General features: G+C 63.8%; 17 protein-coding genes. 9 read left to right on the top strand and 8 right to left on the bottom strand.

Going from position 1 to position 18,256, the window contains the following annotated elements; translation table 11 throughout:
- Positions 1 to 16: 16 nt before the first annotated feature.
- Entirely contained in the window at positions 17 to 1,357 is a 1,341-nt protein-coding gene (locus B9A31_RS11625; protein WP_019099113.1) for a sensor histidine kinase, read from the top strand.
- An 85-nt stretch (positions 1,358 to 1,442) separates the two neighbouring features.
- Here B9A31_RS11625 and B9A31_RS11630 read toward each other — a convergent pair whose 3' ends face one another.
- On the bottom strand, positions 1,443 to 2,000 hold the full coding sequence (locus B9A31_RS11630; protein WP_019099112.1) for an NAD(P)H nitroreductase: 558 nt from the start codon (positions 1,998 to 2,000) through the stop codon (positions 1,443 to 1,445).
- A gap of 102 nt (positions 2,001 to 2,102) precedes the next feature.
- Between B9A31_RS11630 and B9A31_RS11635 the strand changes: the two genes are divergently transcribed.
- The gene (locus B9A31_RS11635; RefSeq protein WP_027609410.1) at positions 2,103 to 3,557 is read left to right on the top strand and encodes a TrkH family potassium uptake protein; all 1,455 of its coding nucleotides are present in this window, start codon (positions 2,103 to 2,105) and stop codon (positions 3,555 to 3,557) included.
- On the opposite strand, the gene B9A31_RS11640 is transcribed toward B9A31_RS11635, so the two are convergent.
- On the bottom strand, positions 3,514 to 4,575 hold the full coding sequence (locus tag B9A31_RS11640) for an AraC family transcriptional regulator (RefSeq protein WP_016711871.1): 1,062 nt from the start codon (positions 4,573 to 4,575) through the stop codon (positions 3,514 to 3,516). The genes B9A31_RS11635 and B9A31_RS11640 overlap by 44 nt on opposite strands.
- Positions 4,576 to 4,729: 154 nt before the next feature.
- On the opposite strand from B9A31_RS11640, the gene B9A31_RS11645 reads away from it, so the two are divergent.
- Entirely contained in the window at positions 4,730 to 5,041 is a 312-nt protein-coding gene (locus tag B9A31_RS11645; protein ID WP_016711872.1) for an Mpo1-like protein, read from the top strand.
- A 24-nt stretch (positions 5,042 to 5,065) separates the two neighbouring features.
- On the opposite strand, the gene B9A31_RS11650 is transcribed toward B9A31_RS11645, so the two are convergent.
- Positions 5,066 to 5,878 (bottom strand): UDP-2,3-diacylglucosamine diphosphatase, encoded by an 813-nt coding sequence (locus B9A31_RS11650; RefSeq protein WP_025753876.1) that lies wholly within the window; start codon positions 5,876 to 5,878, stop codon positions 5,066 to 5,068.
- 126 nt (positions 5,879 to 6,004) lie between these two features.
- On the opposite strand from B9A31_RS11650, the gene B9A31_RS11655 reads away from it, so the two are divergent.
- The gene (locus B9A31_RS11655) at positions 6,005 to 6,772 is read left to right on the top strand and encodes a helix-turn-helix domain-containing protein (protein ID WP_084297004.1); all 768 of its coding nucleotides are present in this window, start codon (positions 6,005 to 6,007) and stop codon (positions 6,770 to 6,772) included.
- A 121-nt stretch (positions 6,773 to 6,893) separates the two neighbouring features.
- Positions 6,894 to 7,781, top strand: coding sequence for a DMT family transporter (locus B9A31_RS11660; protein ID WP_016711874.1), 888 nt, complete (start codon positions 6,894 to 6,896; stop codon positions 7,779 to 7,781).
- Here the strand turns inward: B9A31_RS11660 and B9A31_RS11665 are convergent, their stop codons facing one another.
- Complete coding sequence (locus tag B9A31_RS11665; protein ID WP_003259082.1) at positions 7,782 to 8,063, bottom strand: Rdx family protein; 282 nt, start codon at positions 8,061 to 8,063, stop codon at positions 7,782 to 7,784.
- Between the two features lie 67 nt (positions 8,064 to 8,130).
- Here B9A31_RS11665 and B9A31_RS11670 point away from each other — a divergent pair, with 67 nt between their 5' ends.
- The gene (locus tag B9A31_RS11670; RefSeq protein ID WP_019099633.1) at positions 8,131 to 10,314 is read left to right on the top strand and encodes a patatin-like phospholipase family protein; all 2,184 of its coding nucleotides are present in this window, start codon (positions 8,131 to 8,133) and stop codon (positions 10,312 to 10,314) included.
- 32 nt (positions 10,315 to 10,346) lie between these two features.
- Here B9A31_RS11670 and B9A31_RS11675 read toward each other — a convergent pair whose 3' ends face one another.
- Positions 10,347 to 10,784, bottom strand: coding sequence for a MarR family transcriptional regulator (locus B9A31_RS11675; protein WP_016711876.1), 438 nt, complete (start codon positions 10,782 to 10,784; stop codon positions 10,347 to 10,349).
- A gap of 150 nt (positions 10,785 to 10,934) precedes the next feature.
- The gene (gene recQ / locus B9A31_RS11680; RefSeq protein ID WP_019099634.1) at positions 10,935 to 13,082 is read right to left on the bottom strand and encodes a DNA helicase RecQ; all 2,148 of its coding nucleotides are present in this window, start codon (positions 13,080 to 13,082) and stop codon (positions 10,935 to 10,937) included.
- A gap of 244 nt (positions 13,083 to 13,326) precedes the next feature.
- Here recQ and B9A31_RS11690 point away from each other — a divergent pair, with 244 nt between their 5' ends.
- From B9A31_RS11690 to B9A31_RS11700, 3 genes are all read left to right on the top strand, one after another.
- Positions 13,327 to 13,914 (top strand): YecA/YgfB family protein, encoded by a 588-nt coding sequence (locus tag B9A31_RS11690; RefSeq protein ID WP_019099635.1) that lies wholly within the window; start codon positions 13,327 to 13,329, stop codon positions 13,912 to 13,914.
- Between the two features lie 7 nt (positions 13,915 to 13,921).
- The gene (locus tag B9A31_RS11695; protein ID WP_027609408.1) at positions 13,922 to 14,287 is read left to right on the top strand and encodes a YbaN family protein; all 366 of its coding nucleotides are present in this window, start codon (positions 13,922 to 13,924) and stop codon (positions 14,285 to 14,287) included.
- 311 nt (positions 14,288 to 14,598) lie between these two features.
- Positions 14,599 to 15,957, top strand: a complete 1,359-nt coding sequence (locus tag B9A31_RS11700) for a TolC family outer membrane protein (protein ID WP_019099637.1) — start codon at positions 14,599 to 14,601, stop codon at positions 15,955 to 15,957.
- A 41-nt stretch (positions 15,958 to 15,998) separates the two neighbouring features.
- Here the strand turns inward: B9A31_RS11700 and B9A31_RS11705 are convergent, their stop codons facing one another.
- Positions 15,999 to 16,598 carry a tRNA-uridine aminocarboxypropyltransferase gene (locus B9A31_RS11705; protein WP_019099638.1) on the bottom strand — a complete coding sequence of 200 codons (600 nt, stop codon included), beginning with the start codon at positions 16,596 to 16,598 and terminating at the stop codon, positions 15,999 to 16,001.
- Positions 16,599 to 16,663: 65 nt separating this feature from the next.
- Positions 16,664 to 18,229 (bottom strand): methyl-accepting chemotaxis protein, encoded by a 1,566-nt coding sequence (locus B9A31_RS11710; RefSeq protein WP_027615324.1) that lies wholly within the window; start codon positions 18,227 to 18,229, stop codon positions 16,664 to 16,666.
- Between the last annotated feature and the right edge of the window lie 27 nt (positions 18,230 to 18,256).

Genomic DNA, 18,256 nt, shown 5'->3' on the forward strand with positions numbered 1-18,256 from the left:
TTTTCCCGTTTAGGAGGTGCACTTGCGTTCATTGTTCTGGCGCATCCTGGCCAGTTTCTGGCTGGCCATTACCCTGGTCGCAGGCCTGTCGATCCTGTTGGGCCACATGCTCAACCAGGACGCCTGGATCCTCAGCCGTCACCCGGGCCTGAATACCTTGGCCAGCAAGTGGGCCAGGCATTACGAGCAGGAAGGCCTGGATTCGGCACAGCACTTCCTGGAACGGCGTAAAGACCGCTACAAGATCGACGTGCAAGTGCTCGACGACAGTGGCGAAGCCGTGGTGCCCGGTACCTTCCCGCGCCGTGCAGCGGCCTTCGAAGCGCGCCAGCACAATGACCAGCGGCGCCTGCCGTGGCGCAGGCTGACCGAGGAATACACCAGCCCCGACACCGGCGAAACCTACCTGCTGATCTACCGCATTCCCCACCCGGCACTGGATGCCTGGCACCGCGAAAGCCTGATGTGGCCGCTCAGTGCACTGGGCATCGCCCTGGTTGTGCTGACGTTGTTCAGCCTGCTGGTGACCCTGTCCATTACCCGCCCGCTCAGCCGCCTGCGCAGCGCGGTGCATGACCTGGGGCAGACCACCTACCAGCAGAACAGCCTGGCGCGGCTGGCAGCGCGGCGCGACGAGTTCGGTGTGCTGGCCAAGGACTTCAACAAGATGGGCGCGCGCCTGCAAAGCACCATCGGCAGCCAGCGCCAGTTGCTGCGCGATGTGTCGCACGAGTTGCGTTCCCCATTGGCCCGACTGCGTATTGCCCTGGCGCTGGCCGAGCGCGCCGAGCCCGAGCAGCGGGAAACCCTGTGGCCACGCCTGACCCGCGAGTGCGACCGCCTGGAAGACCTGATCAGCGAAATTCTGGCCCTGGCCCGGGTGGATGCCGAGCAGGCCCATGCCGAACCGGTCGACCTCAACGCCCTGCTGGGCAGCGTGCGCAAGGATGCCCTGCTCAGCGCGCCCGACCAGGATGTGCGCCTCGAGGCGCAGCCTGGGTTGACCTTGCAAGGTTGGCCGACGCTGATCGAGCGGGCCGTGGACAACCTGCTGCGCAATGCCTTGCGCTTCAATCCGGTCGGGCAGCCGGTAGAAGTGAGTGCAGTGCGTGAGCAGGACCGCATAGTGATAAGCGTGCGTGACCATGGACCGGGGGCTGCAGCGGAACACCTGGCGCAGCTGGGCGAACCCTTCTTCCGCGCGCCGGGGCAGGAAGCGCCGGGGCATGGGCTGGGGCTGGCGATTGCGCGCAAGGCGGCGGAGCGCCATGGCGGCAGCCTGATTTTTGACAATCATCCACAGGGTGGATTTGTGGCCAGGCTGGAGTTGCCTGTCGCTGAGGCTGCTGGCAGTTGAGGTGATGTAAAGGCCACCGGCCTCTTCGCGGGCACGCCCGCGAAGAGGCCGGTGGCCCTGATACGACAATCAGCCCAAAACGGCGTTACTCGCCCCAGACGCTGACGAAATCAGCCGTTTCCAGAATCGGCGCCGTACGCGGCTCGGTCAGCGGCGTGCCGACATACAGGTACCCGATCAACTCCTCGTTCTCGGCCAACCCCAACCCCTTGTGCACATGGGCATCGAACGCCATGTCCCCGGTTCGCCACACCGCGCCGATACCCTGCGCATGTGCGGCAATCAGAATGCCATGCGCCGCACAGCCCGCCGCCAGGCGCTGTTCGGACTTCGGCACCTTGAAGTGCTCCTGCAGCTTGGCCACCACCACAATCAGCAGCGGCGCCCGCAACGGCATGGCGCGGGCCTTGTCCAGCGCGGCCTGGCTGGCGTCGCCCCTGCTCTGCACGGCTTCGGCAAACAGCTCGCCCAGCTTCTCACGGCCCTGGCCTTCGATGGTCAGAAAGCGCCAGGGGCGCAGCTGGCCGTGGTCCGGGGCGCGCAAGGCGGCCTGGAACAGCGCCTCGCGCTGGGCAGCGTTCGGCGCCGGGTCGGTCAGGCGTGGCACGGAAACACGGTTGAGCAATGCGTCGAGAGCCTCCATCGGCTACCCTCCTGGCAGTTGAATGTGCGGCCATTCTAGCGTTTACATCACCAGACCCATAGGTAGAATGGCGCCCTTCCGAATCGAGTCAGAGCAGATCACATGGCGTTGCCGACCTTAAGGATCATTGGTTTCATCATCGGCATCTTCCTGATTACCCTCGCCGTCAGCATGGCCGTGCCCATGGCGACCCTGGTAATTTTCGAACGCACCGGTGACATGCCGTCGTTCCTCTGGTCGAGCCTGATCACCTTCATCGCCGGGCTGGCCCTGGTGATGCAGGGGCGCCCCGAACATGTGCACCTGCGCCCACGCGACATGTACCTGCTGACGGTCAGCAGCTGGTTGGTGGTGTGCGTGTTCGCCGCCCTGCCGTTCCTGCTGACCCAGCACATCAGCTACACCGACGCCTTCTTCGAAAGCATGTCGGGCATCACCGCCACCGGCGCCACCGTGCTCAGCGGGCTCGACACCATGTCACCCGGCATTCTCATGTGGCGCTCGATGCTGCACTGGCTTGGCGGTATCGGTTTCATCGCCATGGCGGTGGCGATCCTGCCGCTGCTGCGCATCGGTGGCATGCGCCTGTTCCAGACCGAGTCGTCCGACCGTTCGGAAAAGGTCATGCCGCGTTCGCACATGGTCGCCAAGTCGATCGTGGGGGTGTACGTCGGCTTCTCGATCCTTGGCTCGCTGGCCTTCTGGTGGGCAGGCATGAGCCCGTTCGATGCGATCAACCACGCCATGTCGGCGATCTCTACCGGCGGTTTCTCCACCTCTGACCAGTCGCTGGCGAAATGGGACATCCCGGCCGTGCATTGGGTGGCGGTTGTGGTGATGATCATGGGCAGCTTGCCGTTCACCCTGTATGTGGCCACCCTGCGCGGCAACCGCAAGGCGCTGATCCGCGACCAGCAGGTGCAGGGCTTGCTGGGCATGCTGGTGGTTACCTGGATAGTGCTGGGCACCTGGTACTGGTACAGCACCAACCTGCACTGGCTCGACGCCTTGCGCCATGTGGCGCTGAACGTGACCTCGGTGGTCACCACCACCGGCTTCGCCCTGGGCGACTACAGCCTGTGGGGCAACTTCTCGCTGATGCTGTTCTTTTACCTGGGTTTCGTGGGCGGCTGCTCCGGCTCGACGGCGGGCGGTATCAAGATTTTCCGCTTCCAGGTGGCCTACATCCTGCTCAAGGCCAGCCTTAACCAACTGATCCACCCGCGCGCGGTGATCAAGCAGAAATACAACGGCCACCGCCTAGATGAAGACATCGTGCGTTCGATCCTGACGTTTTCGTTCTTCTTCGCCATCACCATCTGCGTCATGGCCCTGCTGCTGTCGTTGCTGGGCGTGGACTGGATGACCGCGTTGACCGGTGCCGCCGGTACGGTTTCAGGTGTGGGCCCCGGGCTGGGCGAAGTGATCGGCCCGTCGGGCAACTACGCCACGCTGCCGGACGCAGCCAAGTGGATTCTGGCGGCCGGCATGCTGCTCGGCCGACTCGAAATCATTACGGTGCTGGTGCTGTGTATGCCGGCGTTCTGGCGTCACTGACCGCTTCGGCCTCCGCGCCCATACGGGCACGGTACTCACTCGGCGTGGCATCGAACCAGCGGCGGAATGCCCGGTAGAAGTTGCTGGGGTCGGCAAAGCCCAGCAGGTACGCGACCTCCAGCAGGGTCATGCCCGGCTGGGCCAGGTACTGCTCGGCCAGTTCGCGGCGGGTGTCGTCAAGCAAGGCCTGGAAGCTGGTGCCCTCCTCCTGCAGCCGCCGCTGCAAGGTACGTTGCGACAGGTGCAGGGCCTGCGCCAGGGTCTCGCGCTTGGGCTCGCCCTGCGGCAGGATGCGGCACAGCACCTGGCGCACGCGGTGGGTAACCCTGCTTTCGGAAAAACGGGCCAGATACTCCCCGGCAAAACGGTCATGCAACACGGCCATGGCCTCATTGGCAGTGGGCAGCGGCGCCTCCATGTCGGCCCGTTCGAACACCAGCGCATCGTGCGGCGCACCGAACACCAGCGGCGAATGAAACGCCACCTTGTACGGTTCGATATTCTTCGGCTGAGGCCCCTGCACCAGCACCCGCCTCGGCTGTACCGGGCGGCCGCTGAGCCATTTGCACAGTGCCAACGCGCAAGCCAGCGAGGCCTCGGCGCTGTGCCGCGTGGGCGGCAGGTGGTCGCCATGTACGGTCAGGATCAGGGAATAACCTTCAGGGCCAAGCACGAAGCTCAGGTCCGAGCTTTCGGCGATGATGCGCTGGTAACGCACCAGGCGCTCGAAGCCTTCGGCCAGCGTGCGGCTGGACATCAACGCATAGCCCACCACATGGAACGACGCCGGGCGTACCACGCGCGCCATGTTCAAGCCGATGGCCTCATTACCCGACAGCTCCACCGCCAGCTGCCAGAGCCGGGTCATGGAGTCCTGCGGGAAGCGGGCGTCAGGGTCGTCGAGGGCCGCGAAGTCCAGCCCCAGCTGCTTGAACATGGCCTGGCAGTCCAGCCCTTCCAGTTCGAGTGCCTTCACAATCCCTGATGCCCAGCTGGCTGACGTGGTTCTTTCGCTCATGACAGGCTTCTTTCTACCGACCGCTCCTGCGGTGAACCCCAAGGATATTCAATTGGCGCCTATTGTCACTGGTAGGCCCCGCCAATCACTCTAGACTCGAATCAGGCTCCACGCCGTGCATCTTGTCCAGAAGTATTAATCCCGGAGCACTGCCATGAACCGCACAGCGCAGTTTCGCAGTTTTGCCGAGTTCTATCCGTACTACCTGGGGGAACACAGCAACCCCACCTGCCGCCGCCTGCACTTTGTCGGCACCAGCCTGGTGATTGCCTTGCTGGCCTATACCATTGGCAGTGGCAAGTGGTTGCTGTTGCTGGCCGTGCCACTGTTCGGCTACGGCTTTGCCTGGGTCGGGCATTTCTTTTTCGAGAAGAACCGGCCGGCAACCTTTACCTATCCGCTTTACAGCCTGATAGGGGATTTCGTGATGTTCAGGGATATCCTGCTGGGCAAGATCAGCCTGTAGGCAACTGGGCTGCACAGCAGCCCTCTATGCCGGTTCTCGCATCGCCGCGGCTACCTGCGCTTCCCGTGCCTGGGCATCCGCCAGGCGGTACAGCTCGATGCTGCCATCCCAATGCTCGATCAGCGCCGTGCATGACTCCACCCAATCGCCGCAATTGAGGTACTCCACCTCTCCTACCTTGCGGATTTCAGCGTGATGAATATGCCCACACACCACACCGTGAAAACCACGTCGGGTGCACTCGTGGGCAATGGCATCCTCGAAATCGCTGATGAAGTTCACCGCGCCTTTTACCTTGTGCTTGAGGTACGCCGACAGCGACCAGTAGCCATAGCCGTACCGCGCACGCCAGTGATTGAGCCAGCGGTTAAGCACCAAGGTGAACTCGTAGGCGCGATCACCGAGGAACGCCAGCCAGCGGTGGTAACGGGTAATCACGTCGAACTGGTCGCCATGAATCACCAGCAGCCGACGACCATCAGCGGTCAGGTGCTCGGCCTCGTCCACCAGCTGGATATTGCCCAGTATCAGCCTGGAGTAACGGCGCAGGAATTCATCATGATTGCCGGTGACATAGATCACCTCGGTGCCGCGCTTGCTCATGGTCAGCAGCCGGCGGATCACGTTGGTGTGGGCTTGTGGCCAGTAGATGCCGCCGCGCAGCTTCCAGCCATCGATGATATCGCCGACCAGGTACACCCGGTCGGCCTGGTAGCCCTTGAGGAACTGCGACAGGTGTTCGGCCTGGCAGTCACGAGTGCCCAAGTGCACGTCGGAGATCCACAGGGTGCGCACACGTTGCTTGCGCGAGGGGCGGGACAGTTCGGCATGGGTCATGGGCAGGCTCCGGCGCAGTTTGCTGGAGACTGGCAGGCGCGCGTGACAGCGCCGTGGCAAAACGGTGACGAGTGATGGTGTGCAGCGAATGAGGCACAATGGGCTTCTGCCCTGCGAGGACCTCCCATGACCGCCGGCCCGATCCTCTCGCTGCGCCATTACCGCCACAGCCTGATCGCCCACAGCCACGAACACCCGCAACTGGTGTTCGGCCTGCGCGGCCGCCTGGAGTTCGAGGTGCAAGGGCAAGGCGCCGGCATCGATCGGCAGGGACTGGTCGTGGTACCGGCCGGCGCGCACCACACCTGTGCCAGCGACGGCGGCAGCCACTGCCTGGTGCTCGATGTGCCTGGCGAGCAGTGGTTGCACGAGCAGTTGGGCGAGCATGCCGATGCCAGCCGCCGGCTGCTCGACTGCCCTGCCGCGCTGGGCCTGGACGACCGCCAGCAGCAGTTGGTGGACTGGTTGGCGGCCAGCCCCATGGACGACCCGCTGATTGCCCGGCAAGGCGCGGCGCTGCTGCTGGCCAGCCTCAACTCCAACGCAGCAGCCAGCGTTACCGCCAGCCGGCGCCTGCCCTATGCGGCCTTCGATGCGCATATCGAGCAGCATGCCGCCTACCCGCTGCAGGTGGCCGACCTGGCGCGGCTGGCCGGGCTTTCCAGTGCCCGGCTGCATGCGCGATTCATGGTGGAATGTGGCATGACGCCGATGGACTACATTCGCCAGCGACGTTTGCTCAAGGCGCGGCGGCTGGTGACACAAACCTTGTTGCCGATGGGGGAGATTGCTGCGCAGGTGGGGTATAGCTCGCAGAGTGCGTTCTCGGCGGCGATGTTGCGGGCGTTCGGGTGTACGCCTTTGGCGTTGCGGCGCGAGCCTGGCGATAACTGACAGCAGTCTTGCGACAGAACGGGTTTGCCTGAACCTTTACACTTTGGCTGTACCGGCCCTTTCGCGGGCAAGCCCGCGAAGAGGCCGGCACAGCCATTAGAGATCTTGAGCAAGGACCACCATGAACCACCGCACCGCCCTCGGCGCCCTGCACATTGGCGCGCTGTTCTTCGGCCTGACCGGCGTCTTCGGCAAACTGGCCGCCAGCGCCAGCCCGGCAATCATCGTGTTCGGCCGCGCCGCCTTCGCCGTGCTTGCCCTGGCCCTGTTCGCCAGCCTCGCCGGCCCGGGCTGGCAACGCCTGAGCAGTCAGGACATCCGCCGCCTGCTGCTCGGTGGTGTGCTGCTGGCCGGCCATTGGGTCAGCTTCTTCATCGCCGTCAAAGTCGGCGGCGTGGCCATCGCCACCCTCGGCTTCGCCAGTTTCCCGGCCTTTACCGTCATCCTCGAAGGCCTGCTGTTCCGCGAACGCATCCGCCGCAACGAGGCCGTGCTGGTACTGCTGGTCAGCATAGGCCTGGTCCTGGTCACGCCGGCCTTCGATCTGGCCAGCGAAGCCACGGGCGGCCTGCTCTGGGCACTGCTTTCCGGGTTGCTTTTCTCGCTGCTGTCACTCACCAACCGCGCCGGTTCCGGGCGCTTGCCTGCGGTTCAGGCTGCGCTGTGGCAAAACCTGGTGGTGGGCCTGTGCCTGCTGCCCTTCGCAGCACCGGGCCTGGCAGACGTGGCAGCCATGGACTGGCTGTGGATCGCCCTGCTCGGCATCTTCTGCACCGGCGTGGCGCACAGCCTGTTCGTGGCCAGCCTGGCGGTAATCAAGGCGCGTACCGCCGCCGTGGTGTTCGGCATGGAACCGGTCTACGGCATTGCCGTGGCCTGGGTCGTGTTCGCCGAAACCCCGACGCTGCGCATGCTACTGGGCGGCGCGCTGATCATCTTCGCCATCGTGCTGTCCAGCCGCCTGGCCGCCGAGCAGCCGCCCAAGCAGCCACTGCCCGAAGGTGCGTGATCAGCGGTCGTTATGGCCAAGGTCACGCTGAGGGTCGATCTGGTCACGTACCCGCTGCTTCAGCACCTTGGCCTCGGGGAAGCCGCCGTCGGCCTTGCGCTCCCAGATCTGCACACCATTGCAGGTGATGCGGAAGATACCGCCAGTGCCCGGCTCCAGCGCCACCCGGCCAAGGTCGTCGGCGAAGGTGCTGAGCAGTTCCTGGGCCAGCCAGGCAGCACGCAGCAGCCATTGGCACTGGGTGCAATAAGTGATGACGATTTCCGGCTTGCTGTCGGCCATGGTGGCGCATCTCCAGGTAAGGGGCCGCTTATACTAGCGGTCTTTAGCCCACGGTTTGAGACTCACGATGCGCCGTTTGCTGTTCTGCTTTCTGCTCACCCTCACCAGCCTCACGGCAATTGCCGCCGAACCGGCCAGGCCCAAGGTCGGGCTGGTGTTGTCTGGTGGTGCGGCCCGTGGCCTGGCCCATATCGGCGTGCTCAAGGCCCTGGAAGAACAAGGCGTGCGCATTGACGCCATCGCCGGCACCAGCATGGGGGCTGTGGTCGGCGGGTTGTACGCCTCGGGGTACAGCGTCGAAGAGCTGGAAAAGCTCGCCACCACACTGGACTGGCAACAGGCCCTGTCCGATGCCCCACCGCGCAAGGACGTGCCGTTCCGACGCAAGCAGGATGACCGCGATTTCCTCGTCAAACAGAAGCTCAGCTTTCGCGACGACGGCAGCCTGGGCCTGCCGCTGGGGGTCATTCAGGGCCAGAACCTCGCGCTGCTGCTGGAGAGCAAGCTGGCGCATACCGCCGACACACGCGACTTCGACAAGCTGCCCATCCCCTTCCGCGCCGTGGCCACCGACATTGCCAGTGGTGAAAAAGTGGTGTTCCGTCGCGGCCACCTGCCCCAGGTAATCCGTGCCAGCATGTCGATCCCCGCCGTGTTCGCCCCGGTCGAACTGGAGGGTCGTCTGCTGGTGGACGGCGGCATGGTCGACAACATCCCGCTGGACGTGGCCCGGGAAATGGGCGTGGACCTGGCCATCGTGGTCGACATCGGCACCCCGCTGCGCGACCGCAAGCAACTGGCCACGGTGGTCGACGTGCTCAACCAGTCGATCACCCTGATGACCCGGCGCAACTCGGAAGAGCAACTGGCCAGCCTGCACCGCGACGATATCCTCATCCAGCCTTCGCTGACCGCGTTTGGTGTAACCGACTTCGGCCGCGCCCGGGACATGATCGACGCTGGCTATCGCGCCACCCGCCTGCTCGACCCGCGCCTTGCCAGCCTGCGCCAGCCCGAAGACAGCAGCCTGGCCGTGGCCCGCTCGCCGCGTCAGCGCACACCGGTGATTACCGCGATCCGGATCGAGAACGACTCCAAGGTCAGCGACGATGTGATCCGCTCGTACATTCGCCAGCCGATCGATGCCCCGCTGGAACTGGACCGCCTGCAGACCGACATGGGCACGCTGTACGGCCTGGACTACTTCGATCGGGTGCAGTACCGCGTGGTGCACAAGGGCGACGACAACACGCTGGTGATCAATGCCCGCGGCCGACGCGGCGGTACCGACTACTTGCGCCTGGGCCTGAACCTGTCGGACGACCTGCGTGGCGACAGTGCCTTCAACCTGGGTGCCAGCTACCGGGTCAACGGCATCAACAGCCTGGGTGCCGAATGGCTGACCCGTGGCCAGATCGGAGACCAGCAAGAGCTGTACAGTGAGTTCTACCAGCCGCTGGACGTGGGCTCACGCTACTTCATCGCGCCGTACCTGGACTTCGGCTCGCAGAACATCGAAGCCACTCTGGACAACGACCCCATCGCCGAGTACCGCCTGGAGCGCTACGGCTTTGGCCTGAATGTTGGCCGGCAGATCGGCACCAACGGCGAAGTGCGCCTGGGTGTGGGCAAGGCGTGGGGCGAGGCCGAGGTGCGCATCGGCGACCAGGACCTGCCCAAAGTCAGCTTCAACGAAGGCTTCTACGAGCTGAAGTACTCGTTCGACACCCTCGACAACGTGTACTTCCCCCACAGCGGCGAGGACATAGGCCTGACCCTGCGCAAGTACGACAAGTCGCTGGACTCGGACCAGGATTATCGGCAGTGGTTGTTCAACCTGGACAAGGCCATCAGCAGCGGGCCGAACACCTTCGTGCTGGGCGGGCGCTACGGGCGCACGCTGGATGACGCCGAAGTGGTGACGTCAAGCTTCGTGATCGGTGGCGCGCGGCAGCTGTCAGGGTTCCGCCAGGACTCGGTGTCGGGGCAGAACGTGAGCCTGATGCGCATGGTCTACTACCGCCGGCTGACGCCACGGGCCTACGTGCCGCTGGACTTCCCGCTGTACATTGGCGGGTCGCTGGAACGTGGGCGGGCGTGGAACAACGACAATGAGTTCGACAGCGGGTACATCAATGCGGCGAGCATCTTCCTGGGGCTGGAGACGCCGCTGGGGCCGCTGAACTTCAGCTATGGCACCAACAGTGCGCATGAACAGGCGGTTTACCTGAACCTTGGGCATACCTTCTGAACAATGGAGCCGCTTTGCGGCCCCAAGGGCCCTCAGGATTTCTCGAGGTTGGCCAGAATCTTCGCATGCACCCGCATGCACACCTGCAAGTCCGCCTCGTCCACCCCGGTAAACAGCTCCACCCGCAGTTGGTTGGCAATGGTCTCGATCTGGTCGATCAGTGGCTTGGCTGGCGGGCACAGTACAATCTTCTTCGCCCGACGGTCCTCCAGCACCGCCTGCCGACGTACCAGCCCTTGCGCCTCAAGGCTGTCGAGCAGGCGCGCCAGGGTCGGGCCTTCAACGCCCACGCTCTGGGCCAGCTCACGCTGGGTCGGGGCTTCTTCGAAACGGGCCAGGTGCAGCAACACCAGCCAGCGCGCCTGGGACAGGTTGAGCCCAGCCAGGCGGCGATCCAGTTCGGCACGCCAACCCCGGGACATCTGGGCCAGCTGCATGCCAAAGCGGTGTTGGTTGTCGGTAAGGGGCATAAGCAACTCATTGAATGGATCTAATTATTAGGCAGCTAACCATGGCCGGCGCCACGAGGCAAGGCTCGGGCGCGCGGGCGTGTACGATAATCGTCAAAAAGCATGACAAAGGTCAGCGGATGGCGCTTCTGCCTTCGATCCTGCCGCCGTTTACAGCTCGAACTCCGCCGCCAACGCTGCACGCACGCAATACAGCACGCCCTCCGGCACCCGAGCGCCGAACAACGGCGCAATGGCCGACACCGCTGGCAGCTCGCCTTCGCCATCCAGGAAGGCGTCCTGCACTTCCATCAGCAGGTCTTCCGGCAGGTCGAGGGCCTGGTCCAGGCTCAGTTCCTGGCGGCCCAGTGCCTCGGCCAGCAGGCTATACACGTTCTTCTCGCTGCAGTTGAGCTGCCCGGCGATCTGCGCCGGCGTCATGCCGGCGCGCGCCAGGCTGACCAACTCGTGGCGCAGGTCGAGCACCACTTTCGGCGCCTCGTCGGTGCCGCCACTGTTGTTCAGCACTTCGAGGAATGCCTGGCCATAGCGCTCCAGCTTGCGCGCACCCACGCCGCTGACCTGGGCCATGTCGCTGAGGCTGACGGGCTGGCTGCGCAGCATTTCCAGCAACGTCGAGTCGGGGAAGATGACGTAGGGTGGCACGCTGTGCTCCTCCGCCAGCTTGCGCCGCAAGGTACGCAGCGCTTCCCACAGCTCGCGCTCTTCGGCACGCACCAGCTGGCTGGCCGGGCTGCCGCCGCTGGAGGACGAAGCCTTGGCCGTGGTCTGCGGCTTGAGGTCGCGGCGCAATTGCAGGGTGACCTCGCCACGCAGCAGCGGCCGGCAGCTGTCGGACAAGCGCAGGCCACCATAGCCCTCCAGGTCGATATCGACCAGGCCGCGTGCCACCAGCTGGCGGAACAGCGAACGCCACTCGACCTCGGCCAGGCCCTTGCCAACGCCGAAAACCGATAGCTTCTCGTGGCCGAAATTGCGTACCTTCTCGGTGTCCTTGCCCAGCAACACATCGACCAGGTGGCCGACGCCATAGCGCTGACCCGTGCGGAACACCGCCGACAGGGCCTGGCGGGCCGGCTCTGTGGCGTCCCAGGTCTGGATTTTGTCGACACAGTTGTCGCAATGCCCGCAGGGCTGTTCGAGGGTTTCGTCGAAATAGGCCAACAGAGACTGGCGGCGGCAGCGGGTTTCCTCGCACAGCGCCAGCATGGCATCGAGCTTGTGCTGCTCAATGCGTTTGTGGCGCTCGTCACCTTCGGAGTTCTGCAGCATCTGCTTGAGCATCACCATGTCCTGCAGGCCGTAGGCCATCCAGGCATCGGAGGGCAGCCCGTCACGGCCGGCACGACCGGTTTCCTGGTAATAGGCCTCAAGCGACTTGGGCAGGTCGAGATGGGCAACGAAGCGCACGTTGGGCTTGTCGATGCCCATGCCAAACGCAATGGTGGCGACCATGATCAGCCCTTCCTCGTTGAGGAAGCGGTGCTGGTTGGCCGCGCGCGTCTCGGCCGCCAGGCCAGCGTGGTACGGCAATGCCGGGAAGCCTTGGTCACAGAGGAAGGCGGCGGTTTCGTCGACCTTCTTGCGCGACAGGCAGTAGACGATGCCTGCGTTGCCGCGGCGCTCGCCCAGGAAGGCCATCAACTGCTTGCGCGGCGCTTCCTTGGGCACGATGCGGTAGAAAATGTTGGGCCGGTCGAAGCTCGACAGGAAGCGTTCGGCGCCTTGCAGGTGCAGGCGCTGGACGATTTCCTCGCGGGTTCGCATGTCGGCGGTGGCGGTGAGCGCAATACGCGGCACATGCGGGAACAGCTCGGCCAACTGGCCCAGTTGCAGGTATTCGGGGCGGAAGTCGTGGCCCCATTGCGAGACGCAGTGGGCTTCGTCAATGGCAAACAGCGAAATGTCCAGGTCGCGCAGGAAGTCGAGCATGCGCGGCTGCACCAGGCGCTCCGGCGCCAGGTACAGCATCTTCACTTCGCCACGGCGCAGGCGCCCGGCCAGGTCACGCTGCTGCTCAGGTGTCAGCGTGGAGTTCAACGCAGCCGCCGGCACGCCCAGCTCGTCAAGGGTGGCAACCTGGTCATCCATCAAGGCGATCAGTGGCGAAACCACCACCGTCAGGCCGGGGCGCAGCAGCCCCGGTACCTGGAAGCACAACGACTTGCCGCCGCCGGTGGGCATCAGCACCAAGGCATCGCCGCCGTTGGCCACGCATTCGATGATTGCTGCCTGGCGCCCTCGGAAACTGTCGTAGCCGAAGATGTCCTTGAGAACGCGCTGAGCCTGTTCGAGCATGTGCAACTCCAAATCGCCGTACCATCCTGGAAACAGGCTGGACGAAAAACCCGCCCCGCATACGCCAAAAGCGTAAGCGGTTTTTGCCAGGCGACCGGTAAACCCTGCCCCTGGATGAAAAACCGCGGAGTATACCGCAGCACCGCACCGCGCAGGGCACCACGGCGATAGACGTTCCCTTTGCCCCGCTGCCGCTGCAAGGTGCTAGAATTCGTTATCGTTTATTCCCCAAGGTAGCCCTGTAATGTCCTTCGCCGAGCAACTGACCCGCCTGCAAGCCTTCCTCGACGCCGACGAGCTGCACGAAGAAGCGCTGGACTATGTCGCCGCACACGGCTACCTCACCGCCCTGTCGATCAATGCCGAGGATGTACCGGAGCGCGAGTGGATCGACGCCCTGTTCGCCGAAGAGCCGCACTACAGCAGCGATGCCCAGCGCACCGAAATCGAGGCGACGCTGGTTGCCCTCAAGGCGCACATCGCCCGCCAGCTGGCCAGCGACGACGAATTCGAACTGCCCTGCGACCTGGACCTGACCGACGAGCCGGACGATTCCGATCTGCGGGGCTGGTGCATCGGCTTCATGGAAGGCGTGTTCCTGCGTGAAGAAGCCTGGTTCGAGAACGCCGAAGAAGAAGTGAGCGAGATGCTGCTGCCGATCATGGTCGGCTCGGGCCTGTTCGACGAACAGCCAGAGTTCGCCGATATCGCCAGCAACGCCCACCTGCAGGACGACATGATCGTACAGATCCCCGAAGCGCTGACCGCGCTGTTCCTGCTGCTGCACGCCCCTGACGAAAAACCGGCGCTGCTCAAACCACGCCACCACTAATCTGCCTGTGCGCTACCTGCTGCTGGCCATCGGCTGGCTCAGCGTTGCGCTGGGGGTGTTGGGGATTTTCCTGCCGGTATTGCCCACCACCCCCTTCCTGCTATTGGCGGCAGCCTGCTTTGCCCGCAGCTCGCCGCGCTTTCACCATTGGCTGGTCAACCACCCCAAGCTCGGGCCGTGGATTCGCGACTACCTCAGTGGAGAAGGCATTCCCCTCAAGGGCAAGGTCTACGCCATCGGCCTGATGTGGGCCAGCATTGGTCTGTCGTGCTATCTGGTTCCCCTCTTCTGGGCGCGCGCATTCATGCTGACCAGCGCCGTGCTGGTCAGCCTGTACATCCTCAGACAGAAAACCCTTCACAAGCCAAAGTGACATTTTTTTGTCGCCAAATATCACTTTCGCCTAACGGATACTTCCTTTATCCAGAATAATTCTGGAACCTCGCGAAAGCCTTGCAGACACTGGCTTTGTAAGCCTTACGCGCATTCGCCATCAGCACTTATTGGTGTCTTTTTTAGACAATAAAGATCTTATATTGCAGTTTGATATGAATAAATCTTCTTACATATTGCGTTGAATGTACTTAGCTGTGTTGTTAAAAACCTGCAACACTATACGCGATAACATTATCGTCATTTTTTTGGCGAGCAGCAGGATCAATTCCAGGATCAGGGAGATGTACCATGCGCGTTTTGAACCCCATCACCAGTGCATTACTGTTGGCCCTGGCGAGTGCCAACGTACAGGCGATGTCGATCACCGAGGCCGTCCAGAGCGCCGTGGACTACCACCCACAAGTCAGCTCCAACCGCAACAGCAAGCTGTCGGCCGATGAGGACGTGAAATTTGCGCGTGGTGGCTACTACCCTTCCGTGGATTTGGTCGCTGGCTATGGCCGCCAGCGTTCGGACAACGCCACTACCCGTGCCGAGGGTAACCACAACAAGGAAACCCTCAACTACACCCAGTCTGAGCTGCGCCTGCGGCAGATGATCTTCGACGGCTTCAACACCTCGAATGAAGTGGGCCGTACCGAGGCAGTCTCCACCTCCCGTGCCTACTACACCCAGGCCGTTGCCCAGGATGTCGCCTTGCGTGCCGTGGAGGTGTACCTGGAAGTGCTCAAGCGCCGCGAGCTGGTAACCCTGGCCAAGAACAACCTGCAAGCTCACCTGCGCGTCAACGACCAGATCGGCCTGCGTAACGAGCGCGGCGTTGGCAGCACCGCCGACCTCGACCAGTCCCGCGCACGTCGCGCCCTGGCAGAAAACAACCTGGACACCGCCGAAGTCGACCTGGCCGATGCCGAGGCCAACTTCTTCAGCGTGATCGGCCGCATGCCGGACGAACTGGAAAGCCCGCAGACCATCAAGGCCGAGGTGCCTGACACCCTCGACGGCGCGCGCGACAGCATGCGTCAGAACAACCCCTACATCAAATCTGCCCAGGCTGACGTCAACGCGGCCGAGCAGCAGTACGAAGTGGGCAAGTCGACTTTCTACCCGCGCTTTGACGCCATTCTGGCAACCGGTGCCAACAACAACACCGGCGGCGAGAAAGGCCACAACAACAACGACTGGCAGGCCGGTGTAGAGATGAACTACAACCTGTTCCGCGGTGGCAGTGACAAGGCCCGCCTGCAGTCTGACGCGCACAAGATCAACCAGGCCCTGGACATCCGCAACAACGCCCTGCGTGAGCTGACCGAAAACCTGAGCCTGGCATGGAACGCCATGAACAACGCCAGCAAGCAGCTGCCGACCGCGCGTGAATATGCCGAGACCACCAAGCGCGTGCGTGCTGCCTACCAGGACCAGTTCGGCCTGGGCCAGCGTACCCTGCTGGACGTGCTGGACAGTGAAAACGAACTGTACAACGCCGACCGCCGCTACACCGAAGTGCGTTATACCGAGGAGTTCTCGCGCTACCGCGTGCTGGCGACCATGGGTGAGTTGCTGAGCAAGCAACACATCTCGCTGCCGCCAGAGGCCCTGGCTACCACTGAAGTACGCACCGAGGCGCGCCTGCCCGAGATGCGTTGATCGGGTTTGAGATTCGGGGGCCGCTTTGCGGCCCCCAGCCCTCACTCGGTGCCATGGTTACGCTCAAACGTCTCCATCCCCATCGCCTTGATCTGCCCCTCGATCAACGCCTCGAACGGCGCCAGCAGTGCATCGAAGCAGGCCGGCTGCTCCAGCGTATTCAATGCCCCCACCACCGCCTCGATAGTCGACAATGCCCCCGCTTCCGGCGCTTTGCGCAGCCGGTAACGTGAAGGCGTGACGGCCCCCAGGGTGACTCTCGGCAACCCCTGCAGCAACGGATTCATGTACAAAAGCTTGCGCGCCTTGCGCCAGGTGCCGTCGGGCACGATCAGCAGCAAGGGTTTGTCTTCGGCTTCGCTATACGCCGCGAGCACCTGGGCGTCGTCACCCGGGAATAGCAGAGCCGGCCGGTAACCGGGGGTCGCCAACAGTTCACTCAAGTCATCGAACACCTCTCCAATCCGCAACTCGGCATTGTTCAAGCCAAGGGCCGCGAGGCGCGCGGTGTTCAGGGCATGGGCCGTTTCACTGGGGTGCTGCAGCAGGATGACGCGGGTGCGGCTGTCGAGCGCGGGGATCAGTGGGCAGAGGCAATGGTCGAGCGGGCGCTGGCAGCGCTCGCAGCGGGGTCTGGGCATGGGGTTCTCCTTGGCGGAGACAGTTTGCCACAGAACCGGGGCCCGCTTGGCGGCCCCCACTTCGCTTAACGATTGAACCGCTCCGCCAGGCTATGCAGGTACTCCGCCATGCGCTCCAGATCCTGGCTGATTTCAGCCCCCTGCCGTGCCTGCCCGGCACTCTGGTCGCACAGCTGGGCAATCCTCACGATCTGCTGGTTGATATCTTCGGCCACATGGCTCTGCTGCTCCGACGCCGTCGCCATCTGCTGGCTCATGCCGGTGATACGGCTGACCGCCTGGGCTATCCCGCTCAACGCAGCCTGCACGGCCTCGACACTGTGCACGCTGTCTCTCGAGATCTGCTCGCCCCGGCTGGCGGTGCTCACGGCCCGCTCTGCCCCTGCGCGCAGCGAGGCGATGATGTGGTGGATCTCATCGGTGGAAGCACGGGTGCGCTGGGCCAGCGAACGCACCTCATCGGCGACCACGGCAAACCCACGCCCTTGCTCGCCGGCGCGCGCCGCCTCGATGGCCGCATTGAGCGCCAGCAGGTTGGTCTGTTCGGCAATCGAGGTAATGACATCGACCACACTGCCGATCGACTGGGTCTGCTCGGCCAAGGCATTGACTGCCAGGCCGATGTCATTGACCGCATCGCTCATGCTGCCCATGGCCTTGAGGCTCTGCAGCGCCAGTTCGCTACCCTGCTGCGCCAACTGGTCGGCATCACCCGCCGCATGAGCCGTACTTTGCACGTTGTGGGTGACTTGCTGGATGGTCGCTGCCATCTGCGCGATGGCCGTGGCCGATTGGTCGGTTTCACTGCGCTGGCGGTCGAGCATCTGCGCCTGGGCGTCAGACAAATCGGACGACTGCGCCGCCCTCGACTTCACCCCTACCCCGGCATCCACCAGCCGAGTCAGGGCCGTTTGCAAGCGTGCTTCCTCGCTGATGATGGCGAGGTCAAGCTGGCCTTGCAGGCCCGGGTTGTCGCTGTAGGTCAGTGCCACCAGCGGGCTGGTGAAGGCCTTGGGGTGCTCGGCCAGCGTGCGGCGGATGGCTTGGTTCTGCCGGTGCTCGACCAGGTACCAGGCCAGCAGGAGGCTGGCCATCAGCACCCCGAGCGCGGCATAGGGCGGCAACCACAGGTAACCGGCTGCCGACAACAGGCCTGCGCCAATCAGCGGCCAGCCATGGCCCAGCCCATGCCCCAGCCGCGCCGCCCATGGCACGGCAGCCCTGCCGCCCCGCAGGCGGGCATACAGCGCCTCGGCACGGCGGATCTGCTCGCGCGTGGGTACCGAGCGCACCGACTCGTAGCCACTGATGCGGCCCTGCTCGTAGATCGCCGTGACATAGGCGCTGACCCAGTAATAGTCCCCGTTCTTGGCCCGGTTCTTGACCACGCCCATCCACGGTTTGCCTTGCTTGATGGTCTCCCACATATGCCCGAATACCGCCGGCGGCATATCCGGGTGGCGCACCAGGTTGTGGGGTTGGCCGACCAGTTCGTCGTACGTGAAACCGCTGATCGCCACGAAGGCGTCGTTGCAGTAGGTGATGCGGCTGTTCAGGTCCGTGGTGGAAATCAGGCGTTGATCGCTGGAAAAGGTTCTTTCGTGCTCAGTGACGGGCAAATTCATGCGCATCTTGGGCGATCCTTGCAGGATGAAATG

The sequence above is a fragment of the Pseudomonas sp. URIL14HWK12:I5 genome, assembly GCF_900176445.1.
GTDB classification, from domain to species: domain Bacteria; phylum Pseudomonadota; class Gammaproteobacteria; order Pseudomonadales; family Pseudomonadaceae; genus Aquipseudomonas; species Aquipseudomonas monteilii.